Below are 18,351 nucleotides of genomic sequence, written 5' to 3'. Positions count from 1 at the left end.
GCCCCGTCCTCGAAGAGCGCGGCGAAGCGCGACCTCGCCTGATACCCGTTACGGGAAGGGGCGGGACGGGGAAGAGAAGACCCGCCCCGCGTCACCGCACATCTAGGAGCAACCGTGAGCAGCAACACCGGCGATGTCCGCCTCTGGGGCGGCCGGTTCGCCGACGGCCCCGCCGAGGCCCTGGCGAAACTCTCCGCCTCGGTCCACTTCGACTGGCGACTGGCGCCGTACGACATCGCCGGCTCCCGCGCCCACGCGCGCGTGCTGCACAAGGCGGGCCTGCTCACCGAGGACGAGCTGACCCGCATGCTCGCGGGCCTCGACCAGCTCGAAGCGGACGTGGCGGACGGCTCGTTCGTCGGGACGATCGCCGACGAGGACGTCCACACGGCGCTGGAGCGCGGCCTGCTGGAGCGCCTCGGCGTCGACCTCGGCGGCAAGCTGCGCGCGGGCCGGTCCCGCAACGACCAGGTCGCCACGCTCTTCCGGATGTACCTGCGCGACCACGCGCGCGTCATCGGTGGCCTCGTCGCCGACCTCCAGGACGCGCTCGTCGGCCTCGCCGAGGCGCACGCCGACGTCGCCATGCCCGGCCGTACGCACCTCCAGCACGCCCAGCCGGTCCTGTTCGCACACCATGTCCTCGCGCACGTCCAGTCCCTGTCCCGGGACGCCGAGCGGCTGCGGCAGTGGGACGAGCGCACGGCGGTCTCGCCGTACGGCTCCGGCGCCCTGGCCGGTTCGTCGCTCGGCCTCGACCCGGAGGCCGTCGCGAAGGACCTCGGCTTCGAGCGCGGCTCGGCCGGCAACTCCATCGACGGCACCGCGTCGCGGGACTTCGTCGCGGAGTTCGCCTTCATCACCGCGATGATCGGCGTGAACCTCTCGCGCATCGCCGAGGAGATCATCATCTGGAACACGAAGGAGTTCTCCTTCGTCACCCTCCACGACGCCTTCTCCACCGGCTCGTCGATCATGCCGCAGAAGAAGAACCCGGACATCGCCGAGCTCGCCCGGGGCAAGTCCGGCCGCCTGATCGGCAACCTGACCGGCCTGATGGCCACGCTCAAGGCACTCCCGCTCGCGTACAACCGCGACCTCCAGGAGGACAAGGAGCCGGTCTTCGACTCCTGCGACCAGCTCGAGGTCCTGCTGCCCGCGTTCACCGGCATGATGGCCACGCTCACGGTCAACCGGGAGCGGATGGAGGAGCTTGCCCCGGCCGGCTTCTCGCTCGCCACCGACATCGCCGAATGGCTCGTCAAGCAGGGCGTGCCGTTCCGTGTCGCGCACGAGGTCGCCGGTGAGTGCGTCAAGGAGTGCGAGCAGCACGGCATCGAGCTCGACCAGCTCACGGACGAGCAGTTCGCGAAGATCTCCGAGCACCTCACGCCCGAGGTGCGCACCGTCCTCGACGTGCCGGGCGCGCTCGCCTCGCGCAACGGGCGCGGCGGCACCGCTCCTTCGGCCGTCGCGGTGCAGCTCGCCGAGGTGAAGGACGACCTCGCCGTGCAGCGCGCGTGGGCCGACGCCAAGTCCTGACCTGCCCTTTGTGTGGCCCGGCCCTTCAGGGGGCCGGGCCACACCGCGTTGTCAGTGGCTGCCTCTAAAGTTTCCGGCAGTTGATCAACACCGGCTCACAACCGGTGCTCGTGACGCGTGCCTTCGGCGCGCGCCCACGACCGGTGGTCGACATCTGGGGAACGGGAATCGACTGTCGGGGAGGCAGTGGTGGGGTGGATGCGCGCGGGCGACTATGAAGTCGCCCTGGACGACGGCGGCAAGGTCGTCTGCCGCAACAGCAAGGGGCGGCTCCTGAAGTCGGTGCCGCCGAAGATCGCCGACGAGCAGGCCGTCATCGGGCTCCGGCAGCTCACCGAGTGGCTGGAGCGGCACGAGCGCGACTGCCGGGAGCGGGCCGAGCGCTGGATGACCCGCTCCCTTCCCGTACCGGCCGCGGTGCTCGCCGAGGTCTGGCCCGACCCGGCCTGGCGCGCCGCCCTGAAGGACCTGGTCGTCACCGGCGACGACGGGACGGTCGCCGGGTTCCTGCGCGACGCCGACCCCGAGCGCGGCATCGGCCTCGTCGACCTCGACGGGGACACCGTGCGCATCCGCCCGCGGCAGATCAGCGTTCCCCACCCGGTCCTCCTGGACGACCTCGGTGAACTGCGTGAATTCGCCGTCGAGTTGGGGGTCGACCAGGGCATCCAGCAGCTGTTCCGCGAGATCTGGACCCGCGGCGCCGACCGCGACCCGGCCGCCCATGCGGTCGACGACTACGAGGGCGGCGCCTTCAAGGAACTCCGCTTCCTCGCCGGCCGCGCCACGTCCCTCGGCTATCGGGTGCGCGGCGGCCACGCCGTCCAGCCCGTGCTCGAAGCCGGACGCACCGTCGAGGCCCGCGTCTGGATCGGCGACTACGACGGCTACGCCGAGACCGAGACCGGACCGCTCACCTGGACCACCGAGGGCGGACAGGCCCTGGCCCTCGCCGAAGTCGGGCCGGTGGCCTGGTCGGAGGGCATGCGCATGGCCGCCGCCCTCTACGCGGGCCGTGAGCTCGAGGACGGGGAGCAGGCGGCGTGAGCACGGCGGTGAGCGGCGCGGGCGCGGGTCCGGGCGCGGCAGACACGACCAGCACAGCGGGTACGGCGGGGGAGCGGGGCGCGATGAGCACGGGTGACGGCACGGTGGACACGGGAGCGCTCCTGGAGGCGGGCGCCGTCCTGCTCCCGGGCGCACACCGCGGCGAGGACGCCGACGACCTGACGGCCCGCGCGTACACCCACCCCGTTCTCGAAGGGCGCACCGTCGTGCGCCTCGTGCCGGGCACGCTCGGCGACGCCGAGGACCTCGCCCTGGACTTCCTCGGGCTGCGGCGCGCGAGCGTCCGCGACGGGCTCGGCCAGGTGCGCCGCGAAACCCTCGGCTTCCCCGCCTGGGCCCTGGTGAACGACCCGGAGAACGGGCACCATGCCCTCGCCCTCGTCAAGGACGTCGAGCGCCTCGCCCGCATGGCCAAGACCCGCGCGGGCGCCGCCAAGGACGGGTTCGAGGAGCTCGGCGAGCGCCTCGGGCGCTCCGTCCCGCACTTCCTGCCCACGTACTACGAGGAGGCGGGCCGGGCCTTCCTCCGGCACGAGAACACCGCCTACGCGGCCGCCCTCTTCGGCAAGGCACGCGAGGCCGAGCGCGTCCACAGCCTCGTCGTGGACGAGCAGCGGCAGCGCGCGGTGTTCCTCGAGTTCGCCTTCGCCGGAGCGCTCACCGTCAAGGCACTCAAGGACCATGTGCGGGACCTGACGCAGCGTCTCGCGCCACAGGCGGCCTGGGAGCAGTACCGCAGGCTCATCGTCGAGCGCTGCGGCGCCGGGATGCCGCCGTACGCCGCCCTGCCGCAGGACGCCCGCAAGCTCATCAAGGCCGCTGGCCTGGACCGGGTCGAGGAGGAGTGCCGGCTTCTCGCCGACCTCCTGGCCTCCCCGGCGGTGGTACGCGCCCCCGGCACGTTCTGGACGGCGTACCGGCCCACCCTCCTGGTCCTCGCGGCGCAGGAACCCGCCGTCCGTAGGCGGCTGCTGGAGATCATGCCGACGGGGTTCGGACACGACAACGGCTCCGAGGGCGACTGGCTGGAGCTGCTCGCCGAGACCGGCGCCGAACAGCTCCTCACCGACCCGGCCCCGGACGCGGCCGTCGACGCGGGGGACTGGCTGTCGCGCTGGTCCACCCATCTGAAGGGCGGCTGGCGCGGGGTGCGCCGCTCCCCGATGACGTACGGCCTTGTGGAGCGCATGGCGGCCCGCCTGCGCGCCGAGGGGCGGCCGGTCGACCTGTTCCGCGGGCGCGGCTGGCGCAGTTGGGCCGACCTGGACCTCATCGATGTGTGCCTCGCGTCAGGCGTCGCCGTGGTGGACCCCGCGCCCCGTATGGACGGTCACGGGATCGGCCTCGACGACTGGTTCGGCGGACCCGACACAGGCCGCAGCGACCTCGCCGCGGTAGCCGCCGACACGCGGTTCCGGCCGCTGCTCAAAGAGGCGATCGGCGGCAACTCCCACCGCAGCGTGGGCAGTCGCAAGACCCTCGCCGTCGCCGAGCACCCGGTGCTCCGCCCGCTCCTGGCCGAGTGGCTCACCGAGCAGGCCGAGGCGTTCACCGCGGCGGCGGGTCTGCCCGGCGCCCGCTCGGCGCTCCAGCACCTCAGGCGCTTCCGGTCGGTCGCGGCGGACGTCGCACCCGACGCCGTCGCCCGCGTCCGCGCCCACGACCTCAGCGGCAACCTCGGCCGCACCCTGCGCGCGGGCATCGTCGACGAACTGGGCTGGCCCGCGCTCGAAGAGGCCATGAAACTGCTCGGGCCCGTACCCGAGCAGCGCCACGGCGACGGGCTCACCGTCCAGGAGGCCTGGCCCGCGCTGATCGTCGCCCACCGGGACAAGGCCGTCGTCGCGGGACCCGACGGCATCCTCCTCGAACACGACCTGCGCATCTCCGGCAAGCCCGACCACTGGCGTCAGCCCGCCTTCCGCTTCGTCGGCGGTGAGCTTCTCGTCACCTGGTGGCACGAGGGCAAGCAGCGCGCCTACTGGTCCTCGCGCCCCGCCGACGTCTTCCAGCTCGGCGGGGAGTCGGCCACCCAGTGGCGCGCTCACACCCTGGACGCCTCCCTGCCCCTGCCCGACGGCGGCCGCAGCACCGGCGCCCGCCCCCTGCACGCGGGCGACACCACCCTGCCGAAGGAACACCGGGTCAGCGGCGACGGCGTGAACCACTGGCGGCTGCGCACCACGAGCACGGCCAGCACATGGATCGAGTACGACGCCGCCACCGGCGCCACCGGCCGCGCCTCCCTGCCGTCGCTCCTCGCGGGCGCCGTGCGTGACGAGGGACGGCTGCGGCACGCCGACTGCCAGGTACTGCCCCTCAAGGCGGGCCTGGAGAACAGCCCTCTCGGCACCGACGGCACGGTCCTCGGCCGCTGGGTCCGCAGCGACGGTCCCGGAGACGGCGCGGAGGAGCGGCTGACGGCGGGCACGCCCGACGGCCGCGAGGTCGCGCTGCCCGCCCGCTTCACCAGCGGTACCACCGCCGTGCCGCTCGGCGCGCTGCGTCTGCCCGGCGGAGCAGAGCCCGTACTCGCCCTCGACGGAAACCAGTTGGGCCTCTACGCGGACGGCGCCGGACCGGCCGACGGGTCCTTCGGCGACACCGTGACGTCCCGGGCGGGCGCGCAGTACGCGGCCGGCACGCCGCTCGTCCCGCCGGCATCGTTCTGGCACGCCATGCGGGCCCGCGACGAGGACGGTTCCAAGGCACTGCGCGCATTCGCCGACGAGCAGGCAGCCGCACTGGCGGACGACGCGGCGGCAGCGCTGGCACAGCACCGGAGGACGACCACGGGCGAGGCCAGGACCGCCCTCACGGACGAGCAGAAGAAGGCCGCGTCCGACCAGTTCGACCGCGACCTGCTCGCCGCGACCGAGCGTGCCCTGCCCGCGATCGGGCACCCTTCGCTGCACGCGGGCGTCGGCGCCATCACGCTCGCCATGGTCCAACTCCGTGAATCCGTGGCCGAGTTCACCGACCCCAAGACGGTGGCCGCACAGCCCGTCGCGGCGCGCAGGCAGGAGATGTTCCACGACTTCTCTCCCCGCGACGGCGACGACCGGACTTTGCTCAGCGCGATCCGCGGCGTCCTCGGCCACACCGTTCACGGCTACTGGAGCCCCGACACCTGGAGCACACTGCGCCAGATCAAGTCCGTCGGCCACGTCATCGCGGGCAAGGCGGCCGAAGGCACCCCGCTGCCCGGCGGACACGACCTCGCGACGCTCACCGGCGGCTGGACCACGGACGAACTCACCATCCCGAGCTGCACGTCCACCTGGCTGAGCGTCCTGCGTCACCTGCCCGCGCTTGCGTACCGCGCCACCGTCCCCGGCATGGACGAGACCGACAGGTCCGCGCTCCTGCACCTCTTGGACGCCGTCGCCGAAGGCACCCTCGCGGACCCGGACCGTCAGCTGCGCAGCGTCGAACTCTGCGAGAAGGGCGCCTACCGGCCGCGCCCCGGCCAGGTCCTCCGCCTCGGCGACCGCACCGTCGCGATCCTCGCGGCGGTCCGCACGCGCAGTCACGACGACGAGGTCGACTGGCTGGCTCTGGACCACGACCCTTCGGGCGCGTTCGGGCCGGTCGCCCACTTCATCACCCGTGAGGCGCAGCGGATCCCCGGCACATTCCCCGGCGACCGGATCGCGTCGGTCGCCGCCCTCGTCCGCGAGCGCGGCGCCACGCCCTGGGACGCGGAGAACGCGACCGCGCTGGCGGCCGCGCCCGGCTGCGGCCCGGTCCAGGCAGCGCTGCTCCTCGCGGGACGCCCCTGCGGCGTCCTCGCCGACGACGCCGCATCCGCCGAGTGCCAGGCCCGCTCCGGACTCACCCGCACTCAGGTGGAGGCGGGCAACGATCGCCTCACCGCGCTCACGTGGCAGAGCCGCGTCGATGTCGTCACCGCGCTGCTCCCCGAGACCGTCGCCGACCTCTGGGAGACCGGGCCGGCCGTCGAGGCCGCCCGGGCGGTATGGACGGAGCGGTTCGGCACCCTCGTACGCCTCCCCGAGGACATGGAGATCTCGCTGAACGGGGTCTCCACCATCGGCAACGCCGAGGCTGTGCTCAACCCCCGGCACACTCCGTGGCTCAGCCGCACCACCGTCCAACGACTCAGCGCGGACGGCCGGTTGACGGGCGACGACGCCACCGCCGTTCCGCACGTCAGGGACCTGCTGCCCGCCGTGTCGGCGCTCGGCGCGCTCGCGTACGGCCTGCCGTACGGGCATCCGCTGCGCGCCGCCCTGCCCGGCGCCCTCGACGCGCTGCGCACCCGGCTCGCCGACCCGCAGCTGCTGCTCCAGCTCGGCCTCGCCTGGACCGAGAAGGGCGGCGCCACCGCGCCCGAACTGCGCAAGGCGCACGGCATGCCCGAGACGGGCGGCGCCGGAGCGGACGGGCTGACGCGCGTGGGCGAGGCGTTCGTGCTCCACCCCTGGCACCAGCAGGAGGCCGTCCTCCTACGCCCGGCCGGCCTCACCGGCCCCGACGACCCGGCACTCGGCCTGATCGAGGGCCTCGCCGGCTACCGCGCGGACGCCCCGCTGCGGGCGATCAGGGCGGTACTGGGGGATGGTCTGGAGCGCGCGGTGACGGCGGGCGTGCCAGGTGTGGACGGGCAGGGTGCGGGTGGGCCAGTGGCAGGATGTGAGGGCTACGCGCAGGACCCCACGCGCAGCGTCCCCGGCCTGGTCACCGAGGTCGCCGGGACGCACGGCATCGGTGAGGACGCCGCCGCACTCTATCTGCAACTGCTCGCTCTGCCCGACCCGACCGACCGCAACAGCACGCGCTGGACCGGTTGGAAGCCCGCCCGCGTGAAGAAGGCCCGCGCCGAACTCGCCGCGACCGCACTGGTGGTGGAGGCGAAGCGCACCCGCGCGGGACGCGGCCTGTTCCTGCCCGGCGCCTGGCTGGCCCTCAAGGCGCCCGCGCTGCCCGTCGAGCCCTGGAAGCGGGACCTGTACGACATCCCTGGCCACACCGCGACGGTCCCGCTGCTGCCCGTCCCGGAACTGTTCACCCGCGCGTGGGACCGGGTACGCGCCGGCGACGTCCCGGCCTTCGAAGAACTCACGACCCGCGCGACCCGGAAGGGGAGGCGCCGATGACGACGAGGGTGCGCCGAGTCACCTCGGCGGTGCGAGGCCCGCGCTGTCGGGTGGCGCAGCGACCAATGACGACGAGGGCGGCACGGGTCACCCCGGCGGAGCCTGATAGGCGCCGTCCGGTCACGCAGTCGTCGCCGGCCACCACCACCGACCCCGTTCCGACCACCACCACCGACCCCGTTCCGACCACCACCACCGACCCCGTTCCGACCGCGCCGTGCCGGGGCACGCGACTGCGGGAGCCCCGCCCCGTGAGCACGACCACCACCGACCCCGTTCCGACCGCGCCGTGCCGGGGCACGCGACTGCGGGAGCCCCGCCCCGTGAGCACGACCACCACCGATTCCGTCCCGGCCGCGCAGTGCGGGGCCACGCAGCCGCGGGAGCTTCGCCGATGAGCACCACGACCGACACCGTCCAGGGCGCGACGCCCTCCGCGCCGCGGCAGATCGTGCCGCCCGAGGAGTTGTACGCCGACGAACTCGCCTTCCTCGCCGCGTACGACTCCGGTCCTCGGCCTCCCGGCTGGCGGCTCACCCCGCGCGCCGTCGTCACGTTCGTGATGGGCGCCGACGAACCGCTGCGCCTGCCCGACGGCGCCGACGCCGGCGAGGGCGTGCCGCGTCGGCTCGCCGTCCGGCGGAAGTTCGTCGGCGAGCGCGCCCTCGTGGAGCGCTGCGTCGTCACGCTCGCCGGCGAGCGCGGACTGCTCCTGGTCGGCGAGCCCGGCACGGCCAAGTCGATGCTGTCCGAACTCCTCGCCGCCGCCGTCAGCGGCACCAGCGCCCTCACCGTCCAGGGCACCGCGGGCACCACCGAGGACCAGCTCAAGTACGGCTGGAACTACGCCCTGCTGCTCGCCCAGGGCCCGAGCCCCAAGGCGCTCGTCCCCTCACCCGTGCTCGCGGCCATGACCCAGGGCGCCGTCGCACGCGTGGAGGAGGTCACCCGTTGCCTCCCCGAGGTACAGGACGCCCTGATCTCCCTCCTCTCCGAGCGGCGCATCGCCGTCCCGGAGCTGGCCGGCACGGACGCGGCCCAGGCCCACGCGGCCCCCGGGTTCAACGTCATCGCCACCGCCAACCTCCGCGACAAGGGCGTCTCCGAGATGTCCGCCGCGCTCAAGCGCCGCTTCAACTTCGAGACGGTCGGCCCCATCGGCGACTTCGACGCCGAACTCGACCTCGTACGCCGCCAGTCGAAGGCGGCCGTCGAACGGGCGGGCGCCGCGTACCAGCTCGACGACATGGTCCTCGACGTCCTGGTCACCGCTTTCCGCGAGCTGCGCTCGGGCCGTTCGGCCGAGGGCTGGGAGGTGGAGCGGCCGTCCACCGTGATGAGCACGGCCGAGGCCGTCTCCGTGGCGACGGCGCTCGGCGTCGCCGCCGCCTACTTCCCCGGCGACCGCGACGCCCTCGCCCTCCTGCCGGGCCATCTCACGGGCGTGGTCCGCAAGGACGACCCGGCGGACGCGGCGCGGCTGCTCGGCTACTGGGACGGCGCGGTGCGGCGCCGTGCCGAGGAGGGCTCCGCGACCTGGCGCACGCTGTGGGACCTGCGCTCCGTCCTGGAGGGCTGACCCACCATGACCACCGACGCGGGCGTGGCCATCGACGCGCTCACCGACCCCGACGGGCCCTACCTCATCGGCGTACGCCACCACGCGCCGTCGCTGGCCGCCGTCGTCCCGCGACTCCTCGACGAGGCTGCCCCGGACGTCCTGCTGGTCGAACTCCCCGCCGAAACCCAGGAGTTGCTCCCATGGCTGGCGCACGAGGAGACGGTGGCGCCGGTCGCGCTCGCGGCGGTGCTCGGCGGGGAGGCGGAGTCGGGTCCGGCGTTCTACCCGTTCGCGGACTTCTCACCGGAGCTCGCGGCGCTGCGCTGGGCCGCTCGGAACGGCGTCCCGGTGGTGGCCTGTGATCTGCCGCTGACGGAACGGGCCTGGCGGGAGCCGCGCGTAACCCGCCCCACGGAACAGGCATCCGCTCCGGCCGGACGCAGGTTGAGTCTGCATGACGCGGTGCGTGGGCGGCTGACCGGCCGCGACGGTGACGACCTCTGGGACCGTCTTGTGGAGGCCCCCGCTCCGGGCGCCACCCCGCAAGCCCTGCGTCGGGCAGCGCTCCTCGCCGGCTGGGCCCTGCGCCGCGACGCGCAGGACGGCCCGGGAGTCGACCCGCTCGACCTCACCAGGGAACGGTGGATGCGTTCACGCCTACGCGAGGCGGCGAGCGGCGGACGCACGGTGGCCGCGGTGATCGGGGCCTTCCACGCGCCCGCGTTGAGCGCGGGGGCGCTGCGGGACGAGGCGCCGGCGGAGCCGGTCACGGGGCGCTCGGCCGGGGTGCTCGGTGGGTCGGTCGCGGGGCCGTCGGCCGGGAAGCCCGCAGAGCCGCCTGCGGCCGGGCCCGGCGCGGAAGCCCCTGCCGCCGCCACGCCGTCGGTCGAATCGCAGGCCGGGGTGCCCGCCGAGCCGCACACGGAACCCCCGGCGGGGGCGGCCTCGTCGGCGGCGCCCACCTGCATCGTCTCCCTGATCCCGTACACGTACGCGCTGTTGGACGCCCGTTCCGGTTATCCGGCCGGGATCCGTGATCCCGAGTGGCAGCACCAGGTCCTGGAGTCGGCGGGCGACCCGGCCGCGGTCGGCGAGACGGCCCTGCGCTGCGCCGTCCGCGTCACCGGCGAACTGCGCGCCGAGGGCCACCCGTCGGGTCCGGCGGACGCTCGCGAGATCCGCCGCGTGGCGGGTGGCCTCGCAAGCCTGCGCGGGCTGCCCGCGCCGGGCCGGAGCGAGTTCGTCGAGGCCGTGCAGACCGTGCTGGCCCAGGGCGAGCCGCTGGGCCGCGGACGTGCCGTCGCTCGTGCGCTGGAGCGGGTCCTCGTCGGCGAGCGCACGGGCCGCGCCGCCCCCGGCGCACCCCGCGGCGGACTCGCACCGGCCGTCGAGGCGGAGCTTGCCGCGCTCGGACTGCCGGGCCCGGCAAGTGGCGGGCAGGAGAAGGAACTTCGGCTCGACCCCCTGCGTTCCGACCCGGACCGCAAACGTGAGGTGCTGCTGCGCCGTCTCGCTCTGTGCGGCATCCCGTACGCGCAGGAGTCGTCCGTCGGCGGGGCGGGCGGGACCGACGCGCTCACCACCCGCTGGACCGTGCGCTGGACGCCCGCCACTGCGGCGGTCCTCACCACGGCGACCACCCGGGGCGTGACCCCGGCGCAGGTGGCGGAGGGCGTGCTGCGCGCACGCGTCCGTGCCGCCCGCGCGGAGGGCGGCCCGACCGCGGCGCAGGCGCTGAGCACGCTCGGCGAGGCGGCCGAATGCGCACTTCCCGTACTCGCGGCCGAGGCCCTGGCAGAGATCACGACGGTGCTGCCCGCCATCGGCACCCTCCCGGAACTGCTCACGGGCCTCGACCTCACCGACCGCCTCACGTCGGGCCACATCGCGGGCCTGGCCGTGCCGGACGCCGTGCCGGACGCCGTGCCGGACGCCGCCACTGAACCTGCCGCGGACCTCACCGCCACTGCCACCCCCGTCCCCACCGCCACTGCCACCCCCGTCCCCACCGCCACTGCCACCCCCGTCCCCACCGCCGCTGCCACTGCCGTCCCCGTCCCCGTCCTCACCGCCACCCCTGCCCTCTGGCCCCAGGCGCTCGCGGACTGTGCCGACCTCTTGACCGTCGCCGCCGTCCGCAGCCTCGACGGGCTTGCCGGCTCCGAGGACCCGGACGACGCCCGCGCTCTGGTCGAACTCGCGCGGCGCGCCGACGTGTTCGGGGGGATGCGGCTCGCCGACTCGCTGGCGCGGCTGGCCGACGGCGGAACGCCGCTCATGCGCGGTGCCGCAGCCGCGGTGTGCGTTCTGCTCGGGCACACACCCGCCACCGCCCTCGGCGCACGCGCGGTGTCCTGGGTCGACACGGCCACCGACCCCGGCACCCGCGCGGAGCTCACCGCCCGGCTGACCGGCCTGCTCACCGCCGCCGGATCCCTCCTGGAGACGGCTCCCGAGGCGCTCGCCCCGCTGCTCGACCGTGTCGGCGAACTGCCCGACAGCCCCTTCCTCGAACGGCTCCCCGCCCTGCGCGGCGGGTTCGACACGCTCAGCCCGGCCGCCCGCGACCGGCTGCTCACCGTCATCGAGGAACGCATCGACGGCACCCTCGACGCCGACCTCCCACCGGACACGGACGCGCGGACGCTGGCCGCGTGGACCACCGCGGACCTCGCCGCCCGCGAGGCGCTGGCCGCGCTCGGTCTCCTGCCCGCGGCGCCGGACACGTCCGACCCGTCTCGCCCCGCAGCCCTGTCCGCCCAAGCCCTCGCCCCCGCCCCCGCCCCTGCCTCCGTTCCCGTCCCACCGAACGGCGACGCCCGGATCGCTCCCGCCGAGCGGTGGCGCCTCGTCCTCGGCCGACGAGGGGATCAACTACCGCAGGGCATAGCCCCGTTGGCGACCGCATTGGACGAGCTGTACGGGAAGGGCCGCGGCGAAGGCGCGCGCGGCGATCTGCCCGGCGGCGGGGGCGGCCGGGGTGGGCGAGCGGCGCCCTACCCCGGCGTACGTGAATGGGCCGAGGAGCTGACGGCGCTCTTCGGCCCCGGCATCCGGGAGGAGGTCCTCGCCGCCGCGGCCACCCGCGGCCGCACGGACGTCGTGTCCGCGCTCGACCCCGAAGCCGTACGCCCCTCCGTGGAACTGCTGCGCACCGTCCTCCAGCACGCGGGCGGCCTGCCCGAGGCCAAGCTCGCCGCCCTGCGTCCCCTCGTACGGCGCCTCGTCGACGAGCTCACCCGCACCCTCGCCACCCGCCTGCGTCCCGCGCTCACCGGCGCGGCGACCGCCCGCCCGACCCGGCGTCCCGGTGGCGGACTCGACCTCGCCCGCACCCTGCGCGCCAACCTCGCCACGGCCCGGCGCACCGACGACGGACGTATCCACGTCATCCCCGAGCGCCCCGTGTTCCACGGCAGGGCCCAGCGCTCCGCGGACTGGCGGCTGATCATCCTCACGGACGTGTCCGGCTCGATGGAGGCCTCCACCATCTGGTCGGCGCTCACCGCGTCGGTCCTGGCCGGTGTGCCCGCGCTGTCCACGCACTTCCTGGCGTTCTCGACGACGGTCCTCGACCTGACCGAACACGTCCACGACCCGCTGGCCCTCCTCCTGGAGGCCCGTGTCGGCGGCGGTACCCACATCGCCGCCGGACTGCGCCACGCGCGCACGCTGGTCACCGCACCCTCGCGCACCCTCGTCGTCGTGGTCAGCGACTTCGAGGAGGGCTACCCCGTCGGAGGGATGCTCGCCGAGGTACGCGAACTCGTCGGCGCGGGCTGCCACGTACTGGGCTGCGCGAGCCTCGACGACGCCGGGCGCCCCCGCTACTCCACCGGCATCGCGGGACAGCTCGTCGCCGCGGGCATGCCGGTCGCCGCACTCAGCCCGCTCGAACTCGCCCGCTGGGTAGGGGAGAAGATCCGTTGACGCCGACGCACTCTCAGCCGCGCTCTCGCCCGACGCCGCAGCTTCCTCCGGTATCGCCCGAGGTCACCGCCGTCGTCGTGGCCGCACTCTCCCCGCGCCTGCGCAAGCGCCTCGACGCGGCCGTCGAGAAGCTCGCCGCGCGACCGGTGACGTCCGAGGGCGGCATCTGCCGTATCGCGGTCGACGACGAGACCTTCGTCGAACTGCACGCTCCCGGCGGCACGGTCACGGCCGAGGAGGCCATCCGCTGCGGCTGCCTGCTCGCCCCGGCCTGCGTCCACCGGGCCGCGGCGGCGAACCTCGCGCCGATCGCGGACGACACCCCCACGGCCGCCCCCTACGACGTGCCCGATCAGCCATCCCCGCCGGCCCCGGCCGAGCTGGACGCAACCGCAACCGCAACCGCAACCGCAACCGCAATCGCAACCGCAATCGCAGCCGCACCCCGCGCCGAGCCGACCGAAGCCCGCACCTCGCCGTCCACCGGCTCTCCGCTCACTACCTCTCCGCTCACCACGTCTCCGCCGCCCACTTCTACGCCCACCACCGCGGCCCAAGCAGCCGCTGCCGAAGCCCTGTGGCAGGCCGCCGTTCTCGTCCTCGACGCCGGTGTCGACGGCGCCGGTGCCGTGCTTCAGGCCGGTCTGCTCCGAGCCGCCCACACGGCCCGCCTCGCGGCCCTGCCCCGACCCGCGGCCGCCGCGATCCGTACGGTGAACGGACTGCGCGCAGCCCGCGCCGCCGAGCCCGACCACCGCACCTCCGAACTGGCCGACGCCCTCCAGGAGTTGCTCGCCACCGCGTACGGGCTGCGCCGCCCCGGAACCCCGGACGCGCACGCCGCCCTGCGGGGAACGGCGCGCCGCGCGTACGCGCCGGGCGGTTCGCTGCGGCTCTACGGACTGTTCACCGAGCCCGTCCTCACCTCGACCGGCCACGCGGGCGTGGTCACCTGGACCGCCGACGCCGCCGGCCGCCTCTACACCGTTCCCGACGTGGCCCCCGGAGGACCGGCGAGGGCCAGGAACGCCGGGGACCGAGCCGTCAGGATGGGCGACACCGCGCTCACGCACCGCGACCTGGCCCGCGCCGGGCTCGTCGTCTCCGGGGCGACCGTCTCCGCCGACGGGCGGCTCGGCGCGGGCCGGGGAGTGCGGGCCGCGGCCGCCGGGGGAGCCGACTGGACAGAGGAACCGCTCGCGGCCCTGTGGTCCGTCCCCGTGGCTGACCAGGCGGCCCGAGCCCTCGCCGCCGGAACCACCGGAACCACCGGAACTACTGGAACTACTGGAGCCACCGGAGCCACCGGAGCCACCGGAGCCACCGGAACTACGGGAACCACCGGAGCCGCCGGACAGGACCTGCTGTTCCTCGACGTCACACTCACCGGCGTGGCCCGCGAGGCGGGCGGCGACTGCCTCCTGGCCGAGTGCGACGGGCTCACCGTGCGGCTGACCGCCGCCGACGACCACCCCGAACTGGCCCACCGGGAGAACCTCGCCCTCCTCGCCACGGCCCCCGGGACCAGAGTCCGTGCGATCGCGCGCCTCGTGCCCGCCGGGCATCCCCGGGCCGCCCTCCTCGCCGTCCGTCTCCCCACGGGTCGGCGCGACGTCGGCCTGGACCGCCTCCAACGCCAGGACGTGCCCCCCACATCACCCCTGCCTGACCCCCCACAGGCACCCGGCCCCGTCCGCCCCGCCCCCTCCGCGCCGCTTCACATCCTGCGCCGCCGCACGGAACAGGTAGTCGTAGCGGGCCGCCGAGCCCTGACGCACCACGCACCCGCCCGACCCCACGCCACGGCGCCGCACACCACCTCCCCCGACACCGCGCTCCTGCGCCGAGCCGGCCTGTCCACCGCCGCCGAGCTCCTCGACGCGATGCGCAGATCCGCGGCCGAGCGGGGCCGCGACGGGTTCGGCCGCCTCGTCTCGGCGGACACCGACGCCTTCGCCCGTGCCTGGCTCGCCACGGCCCGTTACCTCGACGAGGCGTCCACAGCCCTGTGCCGCGAGGCCTGGCAGACCTGACCCGCGCCCGCGCACCCAATCGGCACACCCACACCCACACCCACACCCACACCCGCCGGCTTTGCCCACCCACCGCCGCCGCTTCGCCCCTATATATCCAGCTATATATCCAGCCTCTCTGAGACGCTCACGCTCTGCATGAGACAAACATGTCTCACATGGTCTACCCTCGTCTCATGTCAGTCGACCGAGACCAGGTGCTGCGCACCGCAGCCGCCCTGCTCACCCGCAAGGCCACGGCCACGATGGACGAGGTGGCCAGGGCGGCCGGTCTCAGCCGCGCCACGCTGCACCGGCACTTCGCGGGCCGGGACGCACTCGTCAGGGCCCTCGAGGAGTTGGGGATCCAGGAGTGCGAGGCGGCCCTCGACGCCGCCCGGCTCGACGAGGGCAGCGCCGCCGACGCCGTGCGCCGGCTCGTGGCGGAGATCCAGCCGTGCGCCGGACTCCTCGCCTTCCTCGTCACGGAGAACCAGCTCTTCGAGGGCGAGTCTCAGAACGAGGGCTGGGCCCGGCTCGACGCCCGTATCGCCGGGCTGTTCACGCGCGGCCAGGAGCGCGGCGAGTTCCGTATCGACCTGACACCCGCGTGGCTCACGGAGGCGCTCTACAGCCTGATCGGCGGGGGCGCCTGGGCCGTACAGGACGGCCGTGTGGCCGCCAAGGACTTCCAACACATGATCGTCGAGCTTCTGCTCGGCGGCGCCAGACGGAGAGTGGAACCATGACCAGCACACACCAGCGCACATTCGCGGCGGAGGTGGAGCCGAGGCCCGGGCGAGGACGATGGCTCGCGCTCTCCGTCCTCGTGCTCGCGGTGCTCCTGGTCGCGGTCGACGCGACGGTGCTCGGTCTCGCGACGCCGTACATCAGCGAGGACCTGGAGCCGACCGGTACGCAGCTCCTGTGGATCGGCGACGTCTACTCGTTCGTGATCGCGGGACTCCTGGTCTCCATGGGCAGTCTCGGCGACCGCATCGGCCGTAAGAAGCTGCTGCTCACCGGCGCGGTCGCGTTCGGTGCCGTCTCGGTGCTCAACGCGTACGCGACGAGCCCCGAAATGATGATCCTGGCCCGGGCCCTGCTCGGCGTCGCGGGTGCCACCCTGATGCCCTCGACGCTCGCTCTGATCCGCAACATCTTCACCGACCCGCGCGAGCGTTCCCTCGCCGTCGGCATCTGGGGTGCGGCGGCCTCGGCGGGCGCGGCCGTGGGTCCCGTCGTCGGTGGTTTCCTGCTCGAACACTTCTGGTGGGGCTCGGTCTTCCTGATCAACCTGCCCGTGATGGCGGTCCTCGTCGTCGTCGGCATCAAGCTGCTGCCCGAGTCGAAGAACCCGGCGGGCGGCCCGTGGGACCTGATCAGCGTCGTTTTGTCCCTCGTCGGCATGATCGGCGTCGTCTACGCGGTCAAGGAGGCCGCGTCGCACGGCCTCGGCTGGCAGGTGCCGGCGTCCGGCGTGCTCGGCCTGGCCGCTCTGACGTGGTTCGTCCGACGCCAGCTCACGCTGCCCGCACCGCTCCTCGACATGCGTCTGTTCCGCCACCGCGGATTCTCTGCCGCGGTTCTCGCCGACCTGCTCACCATCCTCGGCCTTTCGGGTCTGGTGTTCTTCCTCTCCCAGTTCCTGCAACTGGTCCAGGGGCGTGGCCCGTTCGAGGCCGGTCTCGCCGAACTGCCCGCCGCCATCGGCGCGGTGGCGGCCGGACTGGTCGCCGGCAGGGTCGCGCGCCGCTTCTCCGTGCGGTCCGTCGTCGCGGGCGGCCTCGCCGCGGTGGGCCTCGCCCTGGCCGCACTGACCGGGCTCAGTCAGTCGACCGGCTATCCGCTGCTCGGGTCGGTGCTCCTGGTCGTCGGCGTCGGCGCGGGGTTCTCGTTCACCGTCACGGCCGACGTGATCCTCTCCAACGTGCCGAAGGAGCAGGCGGGCTCGGCCTCGGCGGTCTCCGAGACGGCGTACGAACTGGGCGCGGCCCTCGGTATCGCCCTGCTCGGCTCCATCGTCACCGGCGTCTACCGGGACTTCACGGCCCCGGCCGGCACCCCGCCCGAGCTGGCGTCGGCCGCCCACGAGTCCCTGGGCGGCGCGGTCGAGTCCGTCTCGGCGCTGCCCGCGCACACCGCGAGCGAACTGATCGCGCTGGCCCAGGACGCCTTCGTCGACGGGCTGCGGGTGGCCGCGGGGGTCGGCGCGGCGGTGCTCCTCGCGACGGCGGTGGCGGCGTGGTTCCTGCTGCGCGGCCAGAAGCTGGAGGACGGCGTCGAACACCCGTGACGGACGCGGCCGTACGGATGACGACACGGCCGTACGGATGACGCGCCTTCAGCGGGCGTCCAGGCGTCCATACGTGTGACGAAGGGCCGCACCCACCGGGTGCGGCCCTTCGTCACGTCCGAGTGCGAACCGCTCAGGCGGCCTTCGCCTTGGTGGCGTACATGTCCACGTACTCCTGGCCGGACAGGCGCATGACCTCTGCCATCACCGAGTCCGTCACGGCGCGCAGCACGTAGCGGTCGCGGCCCATGCCGTCGTAGCGGGAGAACTCCATCGGCTCGCCGAAGCGGACCGTGACGCGGCCGGGCCGCGGGAGGCCGCTGCCGCCCGGCTGGAGCTTGTCCGTGCCGATCATCGCGAAGGGGACGACGGGCGCGCCCGTCATCAGGGTCAGCCGTGCGATGCCGGTGCGGCCGCGGTAGAGCCGGCCGTCGGGGGAGCGGGTGCCCTCGGGGTAGATGCCGAAGACCTGGCCCTCCTCCAGGATGCGGCGGCCCGTCATGAGCGCCGCGACACCGCCGTTCGCGCCGTCCCGGTCGACCGGGATCATGCCGACGCCGGTGAAGAACCACGCCATGGCGCGGCCCTTGAGGCCCTTGCCGGTGACGTACTCGTCCTTGCCGATGAACAGGACCTGACGGTCACACACGATCGGCAGCACGATCGAGTCGATGAAGGTCAGGTGGTTGCCCGCGAGAATGACCGGACCGGTGCCCGGGATGTTCTCGGCGCCCTCCACCCGGGGGCGGAACATCAGGCGCATGATCGGTGAGAGCACTGCCTTGATGAACGCGAAACGGGACAACGGGCCCTCCGGTGTCA

At 74.1% G+C, this 18,351-nt stretch carries 9 protein-coding genes; 8 read left to right on the top strand and 1 reads right to left on the bottom strand.

Translation table 11 applies throughout. The features are described from left to right. Positions 1-114 precede the first annotated feature (114 nt). The 8 genes from argH to LGI35_RS10995 all read left to right on the top strand — a co-directional run bounded on the left by argH (position 115) and on the right by LGI35_RS10995 (position 17,529). Positions 115-1,542, top strand: coding sequence for an argininosuccinate lyase (argH, locus tag LGI35_RS11030; RefSeq protein WP_116503257.1), 1,428 nt, complete (start codon positions 115-117; stop codon positions 1,540-1,542). 189 nt (positions 1,543-1,731) lie between these two features. Further along, on the top strand, positions 1,732-2,589 hold the full coding sequence (locus LGI35_RS11025; protein WP_227293701.1) for a DUF4132 domain-containing protein: 858 nt from the start codon (positions 1,732-1,734) through the stop codon (positions 2,587-2,589). After that, on the top strand, positions 2,586-7,730 hold the full coding sequence (locus LGI35_RS11020; protein WP_227293700.1) for a hypothetical protein: 5,145 nt from the start codon (positions 2,586-2,588) through the stop codon (positions 7,728-7,730). Before LGI35_RS11025 ends, LGI35_RS11020 begins: the two co-directional genes overlap by 4 nt. A 394-nt stretch (positions 7,731-8,124) precedes the next feature. Then, entirely contained in the window at positions 8,125-9,309 is a 1,185-nt protein-coding gene (locus LGI35_RS11015) for an ATP-binding protein (protein WP_227293699.1), read from the top strand. A 6-nt stretch (positions 9,310-9,315) separates the two neighbouring features. Then, entirely contained in the window at positions 9,316-13,221 is a 3,906-nt protein-coding gene (locus LGI35_RS11010; RefSeq protein ID WP_227293698.1) for a vWA domain-containing protein, read from the top strand. A gap of 77 nt (positions 13,222-13,298) precedes the next feature. Continuing rightward, positions 13,299-15,254: a hypothetical protein gene (locus tag LGI35_RS11005; protein WP_227293697.1), complete on the top strand. Its 1,956-nt coding sequence runs from the start codon at positions 13,299-13,301 to the stop codon at positions 15,252-15,254. Between the two features lie 176 nt (positions 15,255-15,430). After that, positions 15,431-15,982, top strand: a complete 552-nt coding sequence (locus LGI35_RS11000) for a TetR/AcrR family transcriptional regulator (RefSeq protein ID WP_227293696.1) — start codon at positions 15,431-15,433, stop codon at positions 15,980-15,982. Further along, positions 15,979-17,529: an MFS transporter gene (locus LGI35_RS10995; RefSeq protein ID WP_227293695.1), complete on the top strand. Its 1,551-nt coding sequence runs from the start codon at positions 15,979-15,981 to the stop codon at positions 17,527-17,529. The genes LGI35_RS11000 and LGI35_RS10995 overlap by 4 nt, the downstream gene beginning before the upstream one ends. Before the next feature lie 133 nt (positions 17,530-17,662). Here LGI35_RS10995 and LGI35_RS10990 read toward each other — a convergent pair whose 3' ends face one another. Further along, positions 17,663-18,292 (bottom strand): lysophospholipid acyltransferase family protein, encoded by a 630-nt coding sequence (locus tag LGI35_RS10990; protein WP_227300265.1) that lies wholly within the window; start codon positions 18,290-18,292, stop codon positions 17,663-17,665. Between the last annotated feature and the right edge of the window lie 59 nt (positions 18,293-18,351).

The sequence above is a fragment of the Streptomyces longhuiensis genome (assembly GCF_020616555.1).
Classification (GTDB): Bacteria; Actinomycetota; Actinomycetes; order Streptomycetales; family Streptomycetaceae; genus Streptomyces; species Streptomyces longhuiensis.
This window is presented reverse-complemented; position numbering and strand designations above follow the sequence as displayed.

Coding starts and splice junctions, on each gene's coding strand:
- LGI35_RS11015 (WP_227293699.1), top strand. CDS start 8,125: ATGAGCACCACGACCGACACCGTCCAGGGCGCGACGCCCTCCGCGCCG.
- LGI35_RS11010 (WP_227293698.1), top strand. CDS start 9,316: ATGACCACCGACGCGGGCGTGGCCATCGACGCGCTCACCGACCCCGAC.
- LGI35_RS11000 (WP_227293696.1), top strand. CDS start 15,431: ATGTCAGTCGACCGAGACCAGGTGCTGCGCACCGCAGCCGCCCTGCTC.
- LGI35_RS10995 (WP_227293695.1), top strand. CDS start 15,979: ATGACCAGCACACACCAGCGCACATTCGCGGCGGAGGTGGAGCCGAGG.
- LGI35_RS10990 (WP_227300265.1), bottom strand. CDS start 18,292: ATGCGCCTGATGTTCCGCCCCCGGGTGGAGGGCGCCGAGAACATCCCG.